This is a genomic window from Aquirufa sp. ROCK-SH2 (assembly GCF_054558315.1).
On sequence record NZ_JBPXKB010000001.1, the window covers coordinates 510,490 to 531,498 of the forward strand.

At 30.2% G+C, this 21,009-nt stretch carries 16 protein-coding genes and 3 tRNA genes; 4 read left to right on the forward strand and 15 right to left on the reverse strand.

The genetic code is table 11. From position 1 onward, the window contains the following. Nucleotides 1-18 precede the first annotated feature (18 nt). Together V7S79_RS02205 and V7S79_RS02210 are read right to left on the reverse strand one after the other, a co-directional pair. Nucleotides 19-1,203, reverse strand: coding sequence for a glycosyltransferase family 4 protein (locus V7S79_RS02205; protein ID WP_459488919.1), 1,185 nt, complete (start codon nucleotides 1,201-1,203; stop codon nucleotides 19-21). Between the two features lie 3 nt (nucleotides 1,204-1,206). Beyond that, complete coding sequence (locus tag V7S79_RS02210; RefSeq protein WP_459488920.1) at nucleotides 1,207-1,758, reverse strand: WcaF family extracellular polysaccharide biosynthesis acetyltransferase; 552 nt, start codon at nucleotides 1,756-1,758, stop codon at nucleotides 1,207-1,209. 176 nt (nucleotides 1,759-1,934) lie between these two features. Here V7S79_RS02210 and V7S79_RS02215 point away from each other — a divergent pair, with 176 nt between their 5' ends. After that, on the forward strand, nucleotides 1,935-3,284 hold the full coding sequence (locus V7S79_RS02215) for a hypothetical protein (RefSeq protein WP_459488921.1): 1,350 nt from the start codon (nucleotides 1,935-1,937) through the stop codon (nucleotides 3,282-3,284). Between the two features lie 3 nt (nucleotides 3,285-3,287). Here the strand turns inward: V7S79_RS02215 and V7S79_RS02220 are convergent, their stop codons facing one another. The 11 genes from V7S79_RS02220 to V7S79_RS02270 form a co-directional block, all read right to left on the reverse strand. Beyond that, nucleotides 3,288-4,406, reverse strand: a complete 1,119-nt coding sequence (locus V7S79_RS02220) for a glycosyltransferase (protein ID WP_459488922.1) — start codon at nucleotides 4,404-4,406, stop codon at nucleotides 3,288-3,290. Between the two features lie 18 nt (nucleotides 4,407-4,424). Then, entirely contained in the window at nucleotides 4,425-5,714 is a 1,290-nt protein-coding gene (locus tag V7S79_RS02225; RefSeq protein WP_459488923.1) for a hypothetical protein, read from the reverse strand. 80 nt (nucleotides 5,715-5,794) lie between these two features. Further along, nucleotides 5,795-5,868: transfer RNA gene (locus V7S79_RS02230), tRNA-Arg, on the reverse strand. A gap of 60 nt (nucleotides 5,869-5,928) precedes the next feature. Next, nucleotides 5,929-6,002 (reverse strand) — tRNA-Pro (locus tag V7S79_RS02235). 10 nt (nucleotides 6,003-6,012) lie between these two features. After that, nucleotides 6,013-6,099: transfer RNA gene (locus V7S79_RS02240), tRNA-Ser, on the reverse strand. A gap of 67 nt (nucleotides 6,100-6,166) precedes the next feature. After that, the gene (locus tag V7S79_RS02245; protein WP_459488924.1) at nucleotides 6,167-7,660 is read right to left on the reverse strand and encodes a glutamate synthase subunit beta; all 1,494 of its coding nucleotides are present in this window, start codon (nucleotides 7,658-7,660) and stop codon (nucleotides 6,167-6,169) included. 7 nt (nucleotides 7,661-7,667) lie between these two features. Next, nucleotides 7,668-12,236, reverse strand: a complete 4,569-nt coding sequence (gene gltB, locus V7S79_RS02250; protein ID WP_459488925.1) for a glutamate synthase large subunit — start codon at nucleotides 12,234-12,236, stop codon at nucleotides 7,668-7,670. A 205-nt stretch (nucleotides 12,237-12,441) separates the two neighbouring features. After that, nucleotides 12,442-12,879, reverse strand: coding sequence for an STAS domain-containing protein (locus V7S79_RS02255; protein ID WP_459488926.1), 438 nt, complete (start codon nucleotides 12,877-12,879; stop codon nucleotides 12,442-12,444). Beyond that, nucleotides 12,869-13,810 (reverse strand): phosphoribosylaminoimidazolesuccinocarboxamide synthase, encoded by a 942-nt coding sequence (locus tag V7S79_RS02260; protein ID WP_459488927.1) that lies wholly within the window; start codon nucleotides 13,808-13,810, stop codon nucleotides 12,869-12,871. Before V7S79_RS02260 ends, V7S79_RS02255 begins: the two co-directional genes overlap by 11 nt. Beyond that, the gene (locus tag V7S79_RS02265) at nucleotides 13,800-14,330 is read right to left on the reverse strand and encodes a hypothetical protein (protein ID WP_459488928.1); all 531 of its coding nucleotides are present in this window, start codon (nucleotides 14,328-14,330) and stop codon (nucleotides 13,800-13,802) included. Before V7S79_RS02265 ends, V7S79_RS02260 begins: the two co-directional genes overlap by 11 nt. 3 nt (nucleotides 14,331-14,333) lie before the next feature. Then, the gene (locus V7S79_RS02270) at nucleotides 14,334-15,017 is read right to left on the reverse strand and encodes a hypothetical protein (protein WP_459488929.1); all 684 of its coding nucleotides are present in this window, start codon (nucleotides 15,015-15,017) and stop codon (nucleotides 14,334-14,336) included. Between the two features lie 67 nt (nucleotides 15,018-15,084). On the opposite strand from V7S79_RS02270, the gene V7S79_RS02275 reads away from it, so the two are divergent. Together V7S79_RS02275 and V7S79_RS02280 are read left to right on the forward strand one after the other, a co-directional pair. Further along, on the forward strand, nucleotides 15,085-16,296 hold the full coding sequence (locus V7S79_RS02275) for a pyridoxal phosphate-dependent aminotransferase (protein WP_459488930.1): 1,212 nt from the start codon (nucleotides 15,085-15,087) through the stop codon (nucleotides 16,294-16,296). Beyond that, a complete protein-coding gene (locus V7S79_RS02280; RefSeq protein ID WP_459488931.1) occupies nucleotides 16,293-17,030 on the forward strand; it encodes a queuosine precursor transporter in 738 nt (245 codons plus the stop codon). Before V7S79_RS02275 ends, V7S79_RS02280 begins: the two co-directional genes overlap by 4 nt. On the opposite strand, the gene V7S79_RS02285 is transcribed toward V7S79_RS02280, so the two are convergent. Then, nucleotides 17,027-17,764 (reverse strand): TrmH family RNA methyltransferase, encoded by a 738-nt coding sequence (locus V7S79_RS02285; protein WP_459488932.1) that lies wholly within the window; start codon nucleotides 17,762-17,764, stop codon nucleotides 17,027-17,029. The two genes, V7S79_RS02280 and V7S79_RS02285, sit on opposite strands and share 4 nt — an antisense overlap. Nucleotides 17,765-17,857: 93 nt before the next feature. Between V7S79_RS02285 and V7S79_RS02290 the strand changes: the two genes are divergently transcribed. After that, nucleotides 17,858-20,053 carry a BamA/TamA family outer membrane protein gene (locus V7S79_RS02290; RefSeq protein WP_459488933.1) on the forward strand — a complete coding sequence of 732 codons (2,196 nt, stop codon included), beginning with the start codon at nucleotides 17,858-17,860 and terminating at the stop codon, nucleotides 20,051-20,053. Here the strand turns inward: V7S79_RS02290 and V7S79_RS02295 are convergent, their stop codons facing one another. Continuing rightward, complete coding sequence (locus V7S79_RS02295; RefSeq protein WP_459488934.1) at nucleotides 20,054-21,007, reverse strand: transketolase family protein; 954 nt, start codon at nucleotides 21,005-21,007, stop codon at nucleotides 20,054-20,056. Nucleotides 21,008-21,009: the final 2 nt, after the last annotated feature.

Below are 21,009 nucleotides of genomic sequence, written 5' to 3' on the forward strand. Positions count from 1 at the left end.
TTCTAATTGGTAAGCGTATTATTTGGTATTTTGATTGATTAAGCCTTGGTTTTTCTTTTCTTCTACGATTTGTAATCTCTTTAATTTGTCAATTTTAGTAAATTGGATACGCTCTATTTTAGCGGAATTGATTCTTTCACTTAATAAATATGCGGAAAGACAATATATTAAAAAGACAATAAATAAACCAAATATTGCTTGATTGTTTGTTAAATTTTGCCTCACTGAAAAATAGGTAAATAGAACTACTAAATTAAATATAACTAACGTCATAGTAGCCCAAAAATGAGATAAACCAGTATCGATTAATAAATGATGTAAGTGGTTTCTATCTCCTTTAAATGGCGATTTACCAGCCAATAACCTAATTGAAAACATACGTAATGTATCAAACAAAGGAATTATTAATAAAATGATCATTAAGATAGGAGCATCTACCCCTAGCTGTGGATTATATCGATATGAGCTATTGAAAATGATATATTTTACTGCAAAAAAAGACAATAGAAAACCTAAAATTAACGACCCGGTATCACCCATAAATATTTTATTTTTAACTGACCAATTGAATCTTAAAAATCCAATGAGTGACCCAGCCAATCCTATGGATAAGGTTGACAGAGCATAAAGTTTCAAATCGTAAAATAGATAACCGAAGGTAAGTGAAGCTAATAATCCAACAGTACCAGCCAAACCGTCTATTCCATCAATCAAATTGATTGCATTAATTACAGATATAAAAATAAAAGTAGTGAAAAGTACACTTATTATGTAGGGAATTTCAGTTACTCCCAATAAACCATAGAAATGTGAGATGCGCATTTCACCGAAAATAATTAATAAAATGGAAGCAGCAATTTGAATTAATAGTTTCTTTTTAGGAGAAAGTATTAAAATATCGTCTTTAATACCCAAGAAAAATAAAATAATGATCGATGAAATTGCCAGATGTATTTCATGCCCTTCATTCGGGTTATCCCAAATAAAATAACTAATTAATGTGGATGCAAAAATGGCTACTCCACCTAGTGTTGGAGTTAACTCATCATGAGAGCTTCTAAGCTCAATTTCTGCCATTAAATCCTTTAATTTTGATATATTGATAATAACTGGAATTGCTGTAATAGAAATCACCAATGACACAAAAAATGTAATTAAGATTTGTACTTCCTTAACTGCAAATAGATTTATAATATTTTCCATATTTTAAGAAATCATTCTTTTTTTTACAATTTCGGCGGGATTCCCTCTATAAATTGTATAAGCTTCTAGATTTTTTGATGTTGATGAACCAATGGATAAAATAGAATGACTCTTTAAAGTTACTCCACCAGATACAATCGAATTTGCTCCTACCCAACAACCTTCTTCTATAATTATTTCTTTACTTATTAATTCGAAAGAAATAGATTTATAATCATGATTTCCTGTAATCAATAAAGCACCTTGAGAAATACAACTATTGTTGCCAATGCTGATTTGAGAAATATTATCAATCCAACAATTTTCACCTAACCAAACATGATCACCAATTTTTAGTTTCCATGGCAACTTTATTTTCACCCAAGGTTTAATTACTAAACCCTCTCCTATTTGAGCTCCAAATAGCTTTAATAGGAAGATTTTGATAAAAATAGGGTATGGTATATTAGTTAAAAAAAATATATTTGATACTAATAACCAAGCTAAATACTTTAATTTAGAAAGATTAGTATCAAAAACCTTATTAGAAAAACTTTTTAAGTTTACTTTATTCACTATTCAAATAAATCAGATTTGTTTATAAAAATACTAATAATGAGTATAATATCATTGTAAATAGTAAAACAAATTTCCAGTAGAAAATATTTCTTGAATATAATTTCTTACCAAATTTTAAATTTAGAATGAGTTATATTTGCACAAAGAACTAATATTCAATCAAATTTTCAGTAATGATCAAATTTAAATTAGATTCACTAATAATTATTCTTTTTTCTTGTTTAATACTCCCAATAGTTATTTTTTTATTTTCTTGGATACATATTGCGCTGAGTTTGGCTTTCTGTTCGGTATTAATATATTTATACTATCAATTTATTAAGCAATTAACTTTTATTGATTTTTTTGAAATTTCATACAAAGATATTTTTATATTGAGTATTGGATGTCTGTACATCATTTATACCTCTGGAATTGGTGGATTTACAGAACAAAAACAAGATTTGTTTTTTAGATCAAATTTAGTTTATAGTCATTTGATTTATAATGACTGGCCTGTAATAGTCAATCAGCCGCTTTCGGAATACAATCATTTTTCTTATTATTTAGCATATTTTTTACCTACAAGTTTTCTATATAATTTATTTGATTCTTTTGTTTCCATTTCATTTTTAGAGCTTTTTTGGGTTTTTTTGATCTTTTTTACTTCTTCTTTAATTTTTTTTAGTAAATATGGTTATAAGTATCTTCTGTTATTCTTGATTTTACCCAACGGTATATTTTGGTTATTTGATAAATTTATATTTAATAATATTTTACCATTTAGGTACTTTTCTGTTATAACGAATTTAGCACATGGCCCTCAACAAGTTTTAGCAACATTTTTAGGTGTAATTATTATAGAAAAATTGATTGCAGATAAAATTATTAAGTGGATACCTTTTATCATTGTTCTTGTATTTTTTTGGTCTCCATTTATAGCTATAGGATTGTTTTTACTTTACTTGGTTCCTTATTTTTGGAAATATAAGTTTTTGACAAGTATCAATCTATATTCGTTTATATTGTTGATGCTATTTTTTATGTTTTTTGGTTCAAAAAATACAACCTTTCATTTTTATTTTGTGAATTTTAAGCAAAATTGGTTAAGATATTTGTCTTTTTGGATGATCGATTTTGGATTACTTTTTTATTTATTTTACGAGAGCATTTCAAAAAAGAATCGAAATAGGATAATTTATTTTACTATTTTACTTATAGTTTTTTCATTATTTAATTTCGGGAAGTATAATGATTTTATGAATAAGACTTCCATTCCTGTTCTTTTTTTATTTCATAGAACACTTTTTAATTCGTTATTAAACAAACGTAATTATTTTCTAGGTCTAATAATTATTGCTTTTTCAGCATCTAGTATAAAAATTCTGTTGAATTATAAAATGTCTGAGCTAAGTATGGAAAATAGAGTTAAGTTTTACAAGGGTAAAAATTTCAATGATTTGTATCATGACGATGAGGTAAATAGCCAATTTTATTCTAGTGAAAAAAGTTTTTATAATACCTATTTAGCTAGAAAAAAGTAGTATTTATAGTACGTCTAACATTTCCTTGCAGAGTCTATTCAAGCTAAAAATTTTATTATTATTCTGGATAAATGAAATAAGTTTAGTTTTATTTTTTGTAGAAATAAAATGAATAATTTTATTTCTATTTTTAGCTGATGTGATATTATCTACTACTATACCTGAATAATTATCAATAATTAAATCATTTGAACATCCGCAATTAGCAGTTGAAATTACTGGAATTCCCATTTCTTGTGCTTCATTTGCCACCATTCCCCATGTTTCTGATTTTGAAGTTAATAAAAGACATTCTGAGTGACGATAATAATCAGCTAGTTCTTCCCATTTTACACTGCCTAGGAAGGTGATGTCATTATTTAGTTTTAAAGCCTTAGAAAGAGTCATTAACTGTTCTTTTTCGGGCCCATTTCCAATTAAAACAAGTTTTAAATTGTTGATATTTTTTCTAATTTCTGAAAATAAACGAATTAATTCAGTTAGATTTTTTTCTTCTGACAATCGTCCAACGAACAATAAATATGGATATTCTAATCTTTTTATTTTATCGTTTGATATGAATTTAGCTCGGTCAAATGTATTTAAAAAAGAATAGATTTTAGATTTGGGAACTTTATGTTTAAATAAATATAAATTAGAATTTAGACCGTAAGAAAAAAAACCGTTAGCAAGTTTAAATAATAATGTTTTGTAGTAATATTTAAACTCATTTAATAAAGTTTTGGATGAATTCGTATTAATAGATTCATTGGTAACAATTATTTTAATTTTTAATATACGACAGATTAAAAAAAGTAATAAAGTGCCAAATTCATTATAACCAGTAAAATTAATTGTATCAGGCTTAAATTTATAAATATAATATATGCGAGTAATTAGAATATTTAGTTTACTTACCTTTTCTAAAGGTAAATTTTCACTAATTAATTTATATTTATAAGAATAAGGAAAAGTATTTAAATTAAAATTAACTAGATCTTTTCTTGAATTTTCTGTGATACTTGTTTGAATAACTAATAACTCAGATTTAATATCCTTAGATAATAGTTCATTTTGAAGTTTTTCAAAAATGACAGATTTGTAATGACTCCATAAAATATTATGAAAAATTAATAATCGCATACCTTAATTAAACCTATTTTATGATTCAATACTTTTTGAGTCACTTTCATATTTAACCGATAAAAATCTTATGTATAAAACAAATACCAACCAATAACCTAAATCCATAGGTCTACCAGATGAAAATATACCTATCACAGCGTTTAATAGAAATAGACTTAAGAAATTTTGAAAAACTGATTTAGATTTTAAAGATTCAATTGATAATACAATGAGTGAAATAATAAAAAGAAGGAATAAAATTAATCCAATAACTCCAAAATTGATTAAAGTTTCGAGTATCGGAATATCAATGTATTTATATCTCCATCCTTTCCCAAAGATTAAGTTGAATTTTTCAAAATCAATAATTTTAAAAAAGTAATTGATATTTTCTACTCTACCCATTGCTGATGCATCAATTTCTACATTTGATGATTTACCAAATGTCAGGGAAGTTACAATCGCCCGTTCAAATATTACCCAATAGCTATCGATGTAATAACTTAAAATTTCAAACACAGCATATTTAATATTGATGTAAAAAGTTATTATTGTTAATCCTAAATAAATATATTTTTTATTAAAATTTGACTTAAATGATTCAATTTTTCTTTTGTTAACATAAAAAACAAAAACAAATAATATAATTAACAAAGATAAAAGTATCATTCTAGTCTGAGTTATTATAATCGTAATAATACTAAAAATAACATTCAATAAGGTTAATATATAAGCCTTTATTGAATCTTGTAGAAAAAGATTCTTTTCTTGTTTTAGCAAGTACAATAAGGATATGATGATACCTATTAAACCATTACGAGCATAAATTCCAGGGTTACCTGTGAAATCTTTATCACCAAATTGAACAGAAGCTCGCAATCCAATCGTATAATTTGGATTATTAATTACAGAATATAATAATAATACATTTATTAAGAGGGTTATGACAATTAACCAAAATGGTAAGAATTTTTGTATTTGATTATCAACCCGAATGATTGAAAAAAAAAATAATATGATTATGCTGATATTTAATGTGTCTAATAATTTGTTTTGTGGTTCTTGATTATATATGGCAAAATAAATGAGGGTAAATAAAAAAAAAGTTCCACCTGTTTGGAGCAAAATTTTATTCGGTTTGAATCCTAATTGACTATTTAGTGGATTTCTAATCAAATATAAACTTATTAAATAGAATATTCCACTTGTTATACTACCACCACCTAAATGAAATTGCGCTCTTAAAAAATAAAACAAAGGAGGTCCAACAAATAATAATATAATACCTATTGCATTTTTTGACAATATGTATTTGTTTTCTTTCATTAAGTATCTTTTATGAAAAATTTATGAGCAAAAAAAATATCTATAATAAACCTTCGATTTAATTATAGATATTTTATATGTGATTCCGTTTGGATTCGAACCAAAGACCTACTGCTTAGAAGGCAGTTGCTCTATCCAACTGAGCTACGGAACCTTAAATAAAAAGTCAATTTATTTCAAGTTGTGTTAACATCTTTCAATAAATTGACTTTTGTCGGGGTGGCAGGATTCGAACCTACGACCTCTTGGTCCCAAACCAAGCGCGATACCGGGCTACGCTACACCCCGAAAAACACTGCGGAGAGAGAGGGATTCGAACCCTCGGTACCGTTGCCAGTACGACAGTTTAGCAAACTGTTCCTTTCGGCCTCTCAGGCATCTCTCCTAGCATTTAAGAGAGTACAAAAATAATAAAATTATTTTAATATGCCATGTTTTAAGGTAAAAATATTTTAAAAAATATCGAAACTTGAAACGGTTTTACCTTCCAATTGAGTCTTACCCATGAGATATTTATCAATTTCTCTAGCAGCCTCTCTACCTTCTGAAATTGCCCAAACCACTAAGGATTGCCCACGTCTTGAATCACCTGCAACGAAAACCTTCTCATAATCAGATTGGTAGTTCGAATTTGCTACGATGTTTCCACGCTCGTCTGATTTGATTTCTCTTTCTGTAAGTTCAGAAAAGAGATCACCATGATCTGTGTGTAAAAATCCAGCTGCTATTAATGCTAACTCACAAGGAATTTCACGAATATTGATAATTTCTTGTTCTACCTTTCCATTTTTATTCACGAAAGAGATATCTCCAATTTTTAATGCCTTTAATTTGCCTTCATCATCTTTGATAAATTCTTGCAAACTTATCGACCATAATCTGTCTGCTCCTTCTTCATGAGAAGTAGAAGTTCTTAACATATTTGGCCAATTAGGCCATGGTGTATTTTCAGCTCTTGAGACTGGTGGCTTTGGCATTACTTCTATCTGAGTAATTGATTTTGCTTTATGTCTATTGGAAGTTCCCACACAATCTGATCCTGTATCTCCTCCTCCAATCACAACGACATTTTTTCCAGTAGCTAAAATCTCAGAATTAGTATACTTCTCTCCCTTATGATTTACTTCTAAAGGTGAATTACTATTTCTTTTATTTTGTTGAGAAAGGAATTCCATTGCAGGATATATGCCTAAAGCATCTGAACCTTCAACATTGATTAATCTAGGTGTTGTAGATCCCGTGGCCACTAAAATTACATCAAATTCCGATTCCAATTTCGCTAATTTGATGGTCGAGCCTACTTTAGTGTTAGTTTTAAAAGTAATTCCTTCTTTTTCCATAACAGCAATTCTTCTGTCAATGACAGATTTATCTAGTTTGAAATCAGGAATGCCATATCTCAATAGTCCTCCAATTTTATCCGCTCTTTCAAATACTGTTACTTTATGGCCTGCTTTATTTAATTGTGCTGCAGCTGAAAGTCCAGCTGGTCCAGATCCAATTATAGCAATTGATTTGCCTGTTCTTTTTGCTGGTTGAAATGGTACTACCCAACCTTCACTGTATGCTTTTTCAATGATTGATTTTTCAATCAATTCAATAGTGACAGGAGGCTTGTTTATTCCTAATACACATGCTGATTCGCAAGGTGCAGGACAAATTCTTCCTGTAAATTCCGGGAAATTGTTGGTAGAACTTAGTATTTCATAAGCATATTGCCAATTTCCTTCATATACAGCATCGTTGAATTCAGGAATGATGTTTCCAAGTGGACATCCATTATGACAAAATGGTGTACCACAATCCATACATCTACTTGCTTGATCTTTTGTATCTTGCTCAGGTGATAATAATTCTATTTCTTTATAATCATTAACCCTTTCTGCAACTGATCTTTTGCTAGCAGTTTTTCTATCTTTTTCTAAAAATCCTGTTGGCTTACCCATTTTATAATTATTTTAAATCAATTTGAATGTCTTTGTAAACTTTATTTTTATCTTCTAAAACTTCAGAAATTGTTAATTTTCTAGTACTTAATGCATTTTTGAAATCAATTGGTAATACCTTTTTGAATCTAGTAATTATTGAAGCAAAATTGTCAAGAACGTATTTCCCTTTAACTGAATTAGTCAACTCCACATGATTCTTCAAATACATTAATACAATATTAGTATCCTCTTGATTTAAATCAGTTATTTCAACCATTTCACGATTCACTTTCGACTCAAAATCATTCTTTTCGTCAAGGATATAAGCAACTCCACCTGACATTCCAGCTGCAAAGTTTCGGCCCGTATCTCCCAAAATAATTACAAGACCACCAGTCATATATTCACATCCGTGATCGCCAATTCCTTCAACCACAACTTTCGCCCCGGAATTTCTTACACAGAATCTCTCTCCTGCCATTCCTGCCAAATAAGCTTCTCCAGAAGTGGCACCATAAAAGGATACATTACCTACGATTGAATTTTCAGATGCTACAAATGTGGCATCAGATGATGGATATACAACAATTGTAGAACCACACATCCCTTTTCCTATATAATCATTTGCATCTCCCTCTATTTCAAATTTAATACCGCTCACCGAAAATGCTCCGAATGATTGTCCAGCTGTACCTTTGAATTTTACATTGATTGTATTCTTTGGTAATCCCTTTTCCCCATAAATTTTAGTGATTTCATTTGATAAAATCGTACCAACGGATCTATTTACATTGATAATTGGATATTCGCCTGAAACAGGAGTTTTGTCTTTCAATGTCTTTTCTGTCAATCTCAATAATTCCCAATCTAATTGTCCATCTAAACCATGATCTTGATCTTCACTTTTAACTACTGCTACTCCCTTTTCAGCGTATGCCGGAGTTAAAATTGGGGAAAGATCTACATGTTTGAATTTCCAGTGATTGGATACATTATTCATTTCTAGCAAATCTACTCTTCCAACCATTTCTTCAATAGTACGGAATCCTAATTCTGCCATGATTTCTCTCAATTCTTCTGCTAAGAAATGAAATAAATTAACAACATGATCAACTTGTCCTGTATATAATGCTCGTAATTCAGGATTTTGGGTTGCGACACCTACCGGGCATGTATTTAAATGACATTTACGCATCATAATACATCCAGCAGTTACTAAAGCTGCGGTTGCAACACCAAACTCTTCTGCACCTAAAAGAGCAGCTACTGCAATATCTTTACCTGTTTTAATTTGACCATCCGTTTGAATTGTCACCCTTCCTCTTAATTTGTTTTTAACAAGAGTTTGATGAGTTTCTGCTAAACCCAATTCCCATGGTAATCCAGCGTGACGGATAGAAGATAAAGGAGATGCTCCAGTTCCTCCATCGTATCCAGCTATAAGTATGTGGTCGGCATGTGCTTTCGCTACACCTGCTGCAATTGTACCTACTCCAGCTTCAGAAACCAATTTTACTGAAATTCTAGCAGCTCTATTGGCATTTTTTAAATCAAATATTAATTGAGCTAAATCTTCAATCGAATAAATATCATGATGTGGTGGAGGAGAGATTAAACCTACTCCTGGTGTAGAATGTCTTGTTTTACCAATCCAGTCATCCACTTTATGCCCCGGTAATTGTCCTCCTTCTCCAGGTTTAGCTCCCTGAGCCATTTTGATTTGTAATTCTTTCGCATTAGTCAAATAATTGGCTGTTACCCCAAATCTTCCTGAAGCAACCTGCTTAATGGCAGAATTCATCGAGTCACCATTTTTCAATGGAATAAATCGGATTGGATCTTCTCCGCCTTCACCTGTATTGGATTTTCCTCCGATACGATTCATTGCCATTGCTAATGTGGTATGTGCTTCGTAAGAAATGGATCCGAATGACATCGCACCGGTTGCAAATCTTTTTAGAATATTTTCAATTGGTTCAACTTCCGCCAAAGGTATGGAAGTTGTATTTTTGAATTTCAACAAACCTCTCAGCGTAATGGATTTCTTCGATTGATCGTCAATTAATTTTGAATACTTTTTATAAGTATTGAAATCCTTATTTTTTGTAGCTTGTTGTAATAAATGAATTGTTTGAGGATTGAATAAGTGTTCTTCTCCCCTTTGCTTCCATTGATAAACACCACCAACTTCCAATTTAGGATGGTCCGCTTTTAATAAGCCAAAACCACTTTGATGTTTAATTAATGCTTCCTTAGCAATAGTATCTAAATCTATTCCAGCAATTCTTGAAATAGATCCAGTGAAATAATTATCAACAACTTCTTTACCTAATCCTAGAATTTCAAAAATTTGAGCACCTTGATAAGATTGTAAAGTTGAAATACCCATTTTCGAGAATATTTTTAACAACTCTCCATTAACAGCCTTAATATAATTATATTCAAGTTTTTCATAAGATAAGCTTGAATCAACCAAAGCTTTATCCTTCATTTCTCGAATTGTTTCAAAAGCCATGTAAGGATTAATCGCAGATGCGCCATAGCCAATTAAAGTGGCAAAATGATGAGTTTCCCAAACATCTCCCGCCTCAATGATAATTCCTACTTTAGCTCTTTTTTTCGTTCTAATCAAATGATTGTGAACTGCTCCTAATGCCAATAATGATGGAATTGGAGCATGTGAAGAGTCAATTCCTCTATCTGTCAATAAAATTATTGAATAACCATCATCTACCGCATCCTCAGCGTATTGAGAAATTCTAGCCAATGCTTTTTTCAATGTCCCTGATTCCTCTGAGGCTTTGAAAGTCATGTGAATCGACTTTGTTTGGAAATTCTCATGATCAATCCAACGAATTTTCTCCACTTCTTTGTTACGAAGTACAGGTTGTTGCATTTCAATCTGACGGCAATGTCCTGGCGTTTCTTCCAATAAATTAGAAAGCCCACCAATATCCGTCAACAAGGACATAACCATTCTCTCTCTGATTGGATCTATCGGAGGATTTGTTACTTGAGCAAATAATTGTTTGAAGTAACTGGATAAATGCTGTGCCTTTTCAGATAAAACAGCTAAAGGAGTATCAATTCCCATTGAACCTAAAGCTTCTTTACCTGTTTCGGCCATTTGAGCTAAAACAACGCGAATGTCTTCTGTTGTAAAACCAAAAATTTGTTGACGAGAGATCAATTCTGTACCCTTAGGCTGACGATATTCACTTCCTGCCTCTGGTAAATCTTCTACTCGAATTTTATTTTCTTTCAACCATTTTCCATAAGGTTGTTGCTGACAAATTTTGTCCTTTAATTCTTTATCAGGAATGATACGACCTTGTTCCATGTCTACTACGAACATTTTACCAGGTTGCAAACGACCTTTTGACACAATTGTACTTGGATCTAAATCTAATACACCTGCTTCAGATGCCATAATTACATGGTCATCAGAGGTAACCCAATACCTAGATGGTCTAAGTCCATTTCTGTCTAATGTGGCACCAATCATTTTACCGTCGGTAAAAGAGATGGAAGCTGGACCATCCCAAGGCTCCATTAAACCAGCATGATATTCATAGAAATCCTTTTTATAATCTTCCATTGATTCATTACCATCCCATGCTTCTGGAATTAACATCATCATAACATGTGGTAATGAACGGCCACTCAAGTATAACAATTCAATCGCATTATCTAAAATGGCTGAATCAGATTGACCTAAACTACAAACAGGTAGGATCATATCTAACTCTTCTTGCGTAAAATATTTACTTGAGAAGAGTGCAGATTGAGCTTGCATCCATGAAGAATTACCTTTTACAGTATTGATTTCACCGTTATGAGCAATGAATCTAAATGGTTGAGCCAATTTCCATTCTGGGAAAGTATTCGTAGAAAATCTCGAGTGAACAATTGCTAAAGCAGAGGTGAAATTTTCTTCAAATAAATCTTTGAAATAACCTGGAACCTGCATGGTTGTCAACATTCCTTTGTAGATAATTGTTCTACAAGAAAGGGAGGCAAAATAAAATTTATTGTTTAAACCAGCAATTGTATCATTTAATAATTTGGAAATAAATTGTCTGAAAACATAGAGTTTTCTTTCAAAATCAATCTCTGTGGCACAATTATCAGGTCTTTCTATAAACAATTGCTGAATGGATGGTTCTGAATTTCCAGAATCAGCACCTACAATTTCAGAATTATCCACAGGAACAATTCGATATCCAAGAATCTTTAAGCCTAATTTTTTAGCTTTTCTTTCTATAACCTCTTTTGATTCTTTAATTAGTAAATCATCTTTAGGGAAAAAGACCATTCCAACACCATAATGACCTAATTTAGGTATTTGAAAGCCAAATTTTGGTGTTTCTTCTAAAAAGAATTCATGAGGTAATTGCAATAAAACACCAGCTCCATCTCCAGAATTTGGGTCACAACCACATGCTCCACGATGGTCCATACGGATCAACATTTTGATTGAATCCTTTACAATTCGATGAGATTTTATCCCTTTCAAACTTGCAACAAATCCAATACCACAAGCATCATGCTCGAATTCTTTTCTGTATAATCCCTCCTCGGCTACTGTTTTCATTATAAAACTATTAATATTCTAATAATAAACTTGAAAATTTAAACAATATATAAATAATGATTTCTCTAATTTTTAAATATAAAAATCACTTAAATCAAATTTAATCAAAAATATATTTGGCAAATGATAATTAAAGCAAAATAATCTATGGATAAACAAAATATCACTAAACAAGTATAGTCATTCTTTGTAAAGTGCAATTTTTTCAATAGTCATCTGAATAATCTGAAAAATTCTCACTTCCTCCAAATTCATCTTCTTCCTCATTTTCACTAAAATCATTCTCTAATTCATTTAAATAGATAGCATCTATTCCTTCTTGAACTGTATTGAATAAGGTGATATTTTCTATGTTGGCTTGTTCCAATCTTTCTAAAATATTTTCCTTTTTAGTTACTATGACGAATAAACCACTCTCATTGGAACAGATTTTAGTACCTTTTCTAATTGTAGATACCCCATACCCATCTAATTCATCTATTTTGGAGATATTTAAAATGATATTTGAATATTCTTTTTTAAATAATATTCGAATGATTTGTTCTAATTCTTCATAATTACCTTGAATCAAATTGGATTCTTTCCAATCAATTAAAGCATAACTTTCATTCTGTTCAAGTTCGAAAGATTTATTAGTTGACATTTTTTAAATACTGAATTGTGTTATTATAAATACGATCTTTTAAATTTTCTTGATTTGCCTTAATAAATTTCATTCCTGTAATTTCTTCATAGAGTAAAATATATCTCTCTGAAATTTCATTAACGAAATCATCAGTAATGTTTGGAACGGTTTGACCTTCCAAGCCCCTAAAATTATTAGCGATTAACCACTCTCTCACAAATTCCTTGGATAATTGCTTTTGAGGGAGACCTTTTTCTAATAATTCAGCATATGGTTCTTGATAAAAATATCTTGAAGAATCTGGTGTATGGATTTCATCCATTAATATGATTTTACCATTCAATAGGCCAAATTCGTATTTCGTATCAACTAAAATCAACCCTTTTTCATTCGCCATTTCTTGTCCTTTTTGAAATAAGGCCAATGAATAGGTAATTAATTGGTTCATGATTTCAGGAGAAACAATTTTTTTGTCTAAAATTTCTTCCACCGAAATATCTTCATCATGCCCTTCATGTGCTTTTGTTGTGGGTGTAATAATGGGCGAAGCTAATTTATCATTCTCTCTTAAACCCTCAGGGAGTTTAACTCCACAAATTTCGCGTTTACCTGATTTATATTCTCTGGCTAAATGCCCAGCAACATATCCCCTAACCACCATTTCAATCGGAATGGGTTCACATTTTAATCCAAAAGCGACATTAGGGTCTGGAGTATCAATTAGCCAATTTGGAACAATCTCCTTGGTAGCGTCTAAAAAATATTTAGCAATTTGGTTTAATACTTGTCCTTTAAAAGGAATTAATCTAGGTAATACAACATCAAATGCAGATATACGATCTGAGGTTACCATCAATAATTTATCGCCTAGGGTATATACATCTCTAACTTTACCTCGATAAAAGGCTGTTTGACCTGGGAAAGTATAATTTTCTTCTTTATTTGACATTATTTTTATAAGATAAAAACTTCTCTTTTTTTTTCATTAAATCTAACAATGCTAAAGCATCTGTATTGTCTAATGAACTATCATATTGTTTTACAGGACTATTAGATTTTATTTTGTTTTTAGTTTGACTTCTTTCAAGTGCATATACTTCAAACAGTTTAATTAATGAATCATTATTCATTTTGATAATATCCTTTCTCAAAAATACTAAAGCCTCTTTTGTTTTCCCAATTTTTGAAAGTACAATTGGTAATTGAAAATTCTTTAATTCGTGGATTTTTAATAATTCTTTTGTCTCAATATTTAATTTAATGGATAATAAGATTTTTAATTGATTGATTTCGTGATTATTAAATATGGTGGATTTTTCGACCCTACTGATTTCAGAATATGCCTTGTGAAACTCTTTTTTATCAATCAATTGATTGATTTTCGACACATTCTGATTGTAGTAACCAGCATTATCAGAAATAAACAATTGAAATATTAAAATGGATATATAGAAGTAGGTTGAAAACAATTTTTAAATCTTTATAATTTTTAAACTGAGCAATATGTCTACCATTAAAAAAACAATTAACAAAAATAATAAATATACCTTCAAATTAAATGTAATATTTAAATTATTGCTTTGAATTTGATTTAAAAACGTATTGGAATCCTTTTGGATTGGAATTAAATGTTTTTCAATAATTTCATATTTTAGAAATTCGTTCTCTGAAAATTTTGAATTTGAGATAAAACTTAGATCTAATTTTTGAGGGTAACTATGTAAATTTTGCAAATTATTATTATTCAAAATTTCGATTAATTGAGTTCTCTTTAAATCAGGTAAAATTTTGAAAAATTCGTTTCGCTTTGAGTTGTATTGAATCAAAAGATAGTTTCTATTGTCATCTGAATTATTTAGATCATTTAGAATGAAATTTTTAAAATTTATAGCATAATCATGAGCAATAATTTCGTTCTCAGGAATTATGAAAACAACAGTAGGTGATGTTTGATCTCTTTGCTTGGATAAATTACCCATATCGATCAATAAATAAACAAAAAGAAAGGTAATGAGTAATCTTAAAAAATATTTGAATAAAAGTGCACCTGAAATCTGAAACAATCCTTTTGAGGTTGTATAAATTTTCCAATAGTTTAAGCCTAACAAAATGATAGCTATAACTATAGTAAAAATATTTATATTGATTTTATCCATTTATAACGCAATTTAGGGCATTTTAAAAGTAAATTACTATTTTTACAATTCTTATAAAAAATATTTAATGGAAATATTGAAAAGTCGCCGTCTGGAACATTTAAAGTACGAAATTCGTGGGCCTGTGTATGAAAAAGCGTTAGCCCTACAAAATCAAGGTTATAAAATAACCTCTTTAAACATTGGTAATCCAGCCGCCTTTGGTTTTGAAACTCCAGATGAGATTGTTCATGATATCATTGTTAATATTCGCAATGCACAAGGTTATGTTGACTCACGTGGTTTGTTCGCCGCAAGAAAAGCTGTCATGCAGTATTACCAAAATCTTGGTGTTAAAAATATCATGATTGAAGATATTTATATTGGAAATGGGGTAAGTGAGTTAATCTCTTTGGTGCTAAATGCTCTTTTAAATGTAGATGATGAAGTTTTGATTCCTTCACCTGATTATCCATTATGGACAACAGTTGTGGGTCTTGCTGGTGGAAAAGCAGTACATTATATATGTGATGAAACAAAGGATTGGAGTCCAGATTTGTTAGACATTGAATCTAAAATTACAGATAAAACAAGAGCTTTAGTGATCATCAATCCCAATAATCCAACAGGTGCCGTTTATTCCAAAGAGGTAGTTGAGAAATTGGTTGAATTAGCTTCTAAACACAAATTGATCTTATTTTCAGATGAAATTTATGATAAAATTTTGTTTGATCATACTCAACATCACACAGCAGCTGGTTTGGATGATGATTGTTTAATTATTACAATGGGAGGTTTATCCAAAAATTATCGTGCTGCTGGTTTTAGAGGTGGTTGGATGATTATGACTGGAGCTAAACATAAAGCTAAATCATATATAGAAGGCTTGAATTTTTTATTTAGTACTCGTTTGTGTGCTAATGTAATTACTCAATTTGGCATACAAACAGCTTTAGGTGGATATCAGTCAATCAATGACTTAGTTGCTATAGATGGCCGCCTATACAAACAAATGAATTTAGCAGCTGAAAAATTAAATGCCATTGATGGGGTTTCATGCGTTAAACCTAAAGGTGCGCTATACTTATTTCCTTCTTTTGAATTAGATAAATTTAATTTTATCGATGACAATCATTTTGTCATGTCTTTGTTGGAAGAACAAAAAATACTTGTAGTAGCGGGTTCAGGATTTAATTTTAAAGGTAATCATCATTTTAGGATTGTATTTTTACCTCACGTTGAACAATTAAGTATTGCATTAGATAAAATAGCTTTACATTTTAATAATTATCGTAAATGATTTTTCAACAATTTTCTCGTAAACAGAAGTTATTCATATTTCTTTTTGGAATATTTTTAACCAATGCTATTGTCGCAGAAATTATTGGAGTCAAAATAGTTAGTATTGAAAAATCATTGGGTTTCGAACCTCTAGCTTGGTTAACTCCTTGGGGAGACAAGTGGAGTTTAAATCAAACTGCCGGCGCCTTAAATTGGCCACTGGTTTTTATCACATCGGATATTATTAATGATTATTTTGGTAAAAAAGGAGTGAGATTTATTTCTTATACTACTGCCCTATTTGTAGCTTTTTCTTTTTTTATCATTTATTTAGCAACACTTTTAGTTCCAGCTGATTTTTGGATAGAAGTAAATAAAGACGATTCAGGTTTTAATATCAATATTGCCTTTAGTAAGATTTTTAGACAAGGTTTAGGGATTATCCTAGGTTCACTTTCTGCTTTTTTAGTAAGTCAATTGATTGATGCATACGTTTTTGAAAATATTAAAAATAAAACAGGCAAAAAACATATATGGTTGAGAGCCACTGGATCTACATTAATTTCCCAATTCATTGATAGTATTTTAGTTATTGGAATAGCCTTTTATGCCTTTGGAAATTGGAGTTTTTCTGAGTGGATGAATGTTTCTTTTAACAATTATTTCTATAAATTTTTTGTCGCAATTTTATTTACTCCTTTATTATATTTGGCACATTATTTCATCGAAAAATATTTACAAAAAGAGAATTAAATACTTCTTTTTAGGTTGTCTAATATGATTCCTGTTGAAATAGCCACGTTTAATGATTCAGCGCTTCCATATCTAGGTATCGTTATTTTTTTCGTCACAAATTTTAAGTTCGAATCTCTAATTCCGATGGATTCATTTCCCATAAGTATGAATCCACTTGAGGGAAATTGAAATTCGTGAATACATTCTCCATCCAAATATGCTCCTATGACTGGGATTTCAGAGTTTTTTTGGAAAAATTCTTCCAAATCGGTGTAAATAAATCGAATCCTTTTGAAAGAACCCATAGTGGCAGAAATAACTTTGGGATTGTAGAATTCAGTACAGTCATCAGATAATACTATTTGTTTGATACCATACCAGTCACAAATTCGAATAATTGTGCCTAAATTTCCAGGGTCTCTAATTCCATCTAAAACGACAGAATAACTGTCCTTCTCTTGTTTAAATAAGTTTATGTCATCTAAAAAATGCACTACTGCAAATCCGTAATTATTACTCGTTAAAGAAGAAAGTTTTTGTAATTGCTTTTCTTCCAAACTAAATATGGGTATTTTTGAATCTATACGAAAAGTGGGAGCTGATTCGTTCAATACAATAAAGGAAATTTTGAAATTTGAGCTTAGTAATTCTTGAATACCCTTCTCTCCTTCTACTAAAAATTGTCTATTCTCATTTCTGCCTTTTTTTGAGTGTAGAGAATTGATTAACTTTATTTGATTATTAGATAACATCTTTTGAAATATAAAATATTCTTAGTTTTCTTAATTATTTATCTCCTGAACATATCTTGTACTGGATATAAAAATTTTGTACCAACAGAAACAGTGGTTAATCGAATTTCATTGAAAGGAAATAATCAGATTTCTACGGGTGACATAAAGGCAAATATACCAAGTTTAAAGTATTCCTATAAAAGAATTTTACCTTCTAAATATTTTTCTTTTTTAAAATCAAAACGATCGCAAAAAGATTCAATCAAAACAGATAAACCTTTTTTAAGCTTTTTTACTAATTATAATCCTGTTTATACGGAAGATTTTATTGCTTTAAACAAAAGTTCATTAGCGAAATATTATCGTAAATCAGGCTTTTTGAATGCTAAATTTAGTGCCAAAATTGATTCCTCAAACATAGCCAACAAACAAATTGGTGTTGAATTTATGGTAAATGAAGGCACCTTGTCTTTATTTACTAAAAATGATTCCATTTGGATTGATAATCCAGTTTTGGCAAAAGATACCAAAGAATATTTGTCTAATAATAGCTTAATCGAAAAAGGACAAGGTTTATCATTTGAACTTATAAAAGAAGAAAAAGAGAAATTAAGTAATTATTTTAAAAATAAAGGCTATTATTTCTTTACGAGTGACGCAATTGGAATTCAAATTAATGATTTGAAAGATACAACACTCCAATCTATTAGTTTATTATACAAAATCCCTAATTTTAAAGGACCTTTTACCAATCGAAATTTTGATCGCCTTTTTCGATTTGAAAAACCCGTTTTTTTGATCAATAAAAAAGCAGATCTTAATTTTGAATATGTTAATTCAAAATTAAATACGGAATTAATCAAACTGATTAACATAAAAGAAGGAGATTTATATTCTGTTGATAAGTTGAATCAAAGTATGCAGAATATTTATTTGACAGATCAGTTCAAGTCTGTTTCTGTCAAATTTGATACTTTAAAAACAAAAATTACTCCTGAATTTGAATTAATAACCAATGATAAATATAATTTTTCATCGGAATTTGGGGGAAGTGTGTTTAGGGGTATTCCAGGTCCTTTCTTAGCAAATTCATTTAAAATAAGACGTGTTTTTAATTCATTGGATTATATTGACATAAGTAATCGAATTGGATTTGAGGCTCAAACAGGATTTATTAATACCTCAGAGACAAGAAGAAATATTGAGGTGAATGTTGGGGCTTCTGTCAATTTTCCTAGATTGTATTTACCCCAAAGTATAAAATCTAAATTGGGAATCATTTTTGCACCACAAACTCAATATGGTATTAGTTATGATTATATCGATAGACCAGAGTATATTCGAACCAATGTTAATTTGTTTAATCGATTATATTGGAGAAAATCACCATATCAATATTTCCAAATTTCATTTCTTGATTTAAATGTAATTAATACCAATTATCCCCAATCTGAAACTTCGAAAGCTTTTCAAAACTATTTAGATGAATTGCGATTACAAGGAAACAATTTGTACAGAAGCTTTAATCCAAGTTTTGTTTCTAGTATTAATTTTCAATATTCATTTAGAGATTTTATACCAGGCAATAATCTTGTAAGTGGTAAAGCTTTTAGTTTAGGTTTAGAATCCGGTGGAACGATTTTGAATTTCATTCCGAATAAAAAAATGGATTTTATTCAAAACATCATTGGTAGTAATCAAGACCTTCAATTTTATCGTTTTTTGAGATTTAATAGTGATTTTAGAAAATATAAATTATTAGGCAAATTTAAAAAATCACAAATTGCTTTTAAGATTTCAACCGGTGTAGCTTACGCTTACAGTGAAGAAAATAATTATCAGTTACCTTATGAGAAAAATTTCTTTATCGGAGGTCCAAGTAGCATTAGAGCATGGAAACCAAGACGATTAGGGCCAGGTTCTTATAATCCAGGAAATAATTTAATAGAACAGCCAGGTAGTATCTTATTAGAATCTTCTTTGGAATACCGTTTCCCTATTATATATATGCTAGGGAAATTGAATGGAGCTATATTTATCGATGCAGGTAATATCTGGACTTTTTCAAATAGCCAAAGCAATTCCAATACTAATTTTAAGTTGAATAATTTTTACAATGAGATTGCTGTCGGAACAGGTTTTGGTTTACGCTGGGATTTTTCCTTCTTTATATTGCGCTTAGACATCGCAACAAAGGTATTAAATCCAGCCAAACCAATAAATGAAAAATGGGTTCTCAACAAAACCGCATTAAGCGTTGGTGAAAACCCATTGGAATTTAATATAGGAATTGGTTATCCTTTTTAACTATTTTCTTGAAATTGCTTTTAATGCTTTTTCTACGATACTATTCGCATTTAAACCATACTTATCCATCAAATCGGAAGGCTTTCCTGATTCACCAAATGAATCATTTACTCCCACAAATTCTATCGGTGTTGGATTGGTTTGAGCTAATAATTGTGCAATAGAATCACCTAATCCACCATTAATTTGGTGTTCTTCAGCGGTAACTACGCATTTCGTTTTTGCTACAGATGTTAACACTGCTTGATTATCCAATGGTTTAATGGTGTGAATATTAATCAATTCAGCATTAATACCTTTTTCTTTCAAAATTTCAACCGCTTGTATTGCTTCCCAAACTAAATGTCCAGTGGCAAAAATACTTACATCGCTACCTTCTACTAAATTTATTGCTTTACCGATTTCAAATTTTTGATTTTCAGGAGTAAAAACAGGAACAACTGGACGGCCAAAACGTAAGTAAACAGGACCTTCATATTCTGCAATTGCAATGGTAGCTGCTTTTGTTTGATTGTAATCGCAAGGATTGATAACAACCATACCTGGTAGCATTTTCATTAATCCAATGTCTTCTAATATTTGGTGAGTTGCACCGTCTTCACCTAATGTCAAACCTGCGTGTGAGCAACATATTTTAACATTGGTTCCAGAATATGCCACAGATTGACGAATTTGATCATAAACCCTACCCGTACCAAAATTGGCAAAAGTAGTTGCATAAGGAATTAATCCACTTACCGCTAAACCTGCAGATATTCCTATCATATTTGCTTCAGCGATACCTGTTTGAAAAAATCTTTCAGGACTATTTTTGATAAATGCTTCTAATTTGAGTGATCCAATTAAATCAGCACATAAAGCAACAACTTTAGGATTATTTTGACTCAAATATTCCATTCCTGCTCCAAATCCCGATCTTGTATCTTTTTTCGTTTCGTAAGTAAACAAAGCCATTT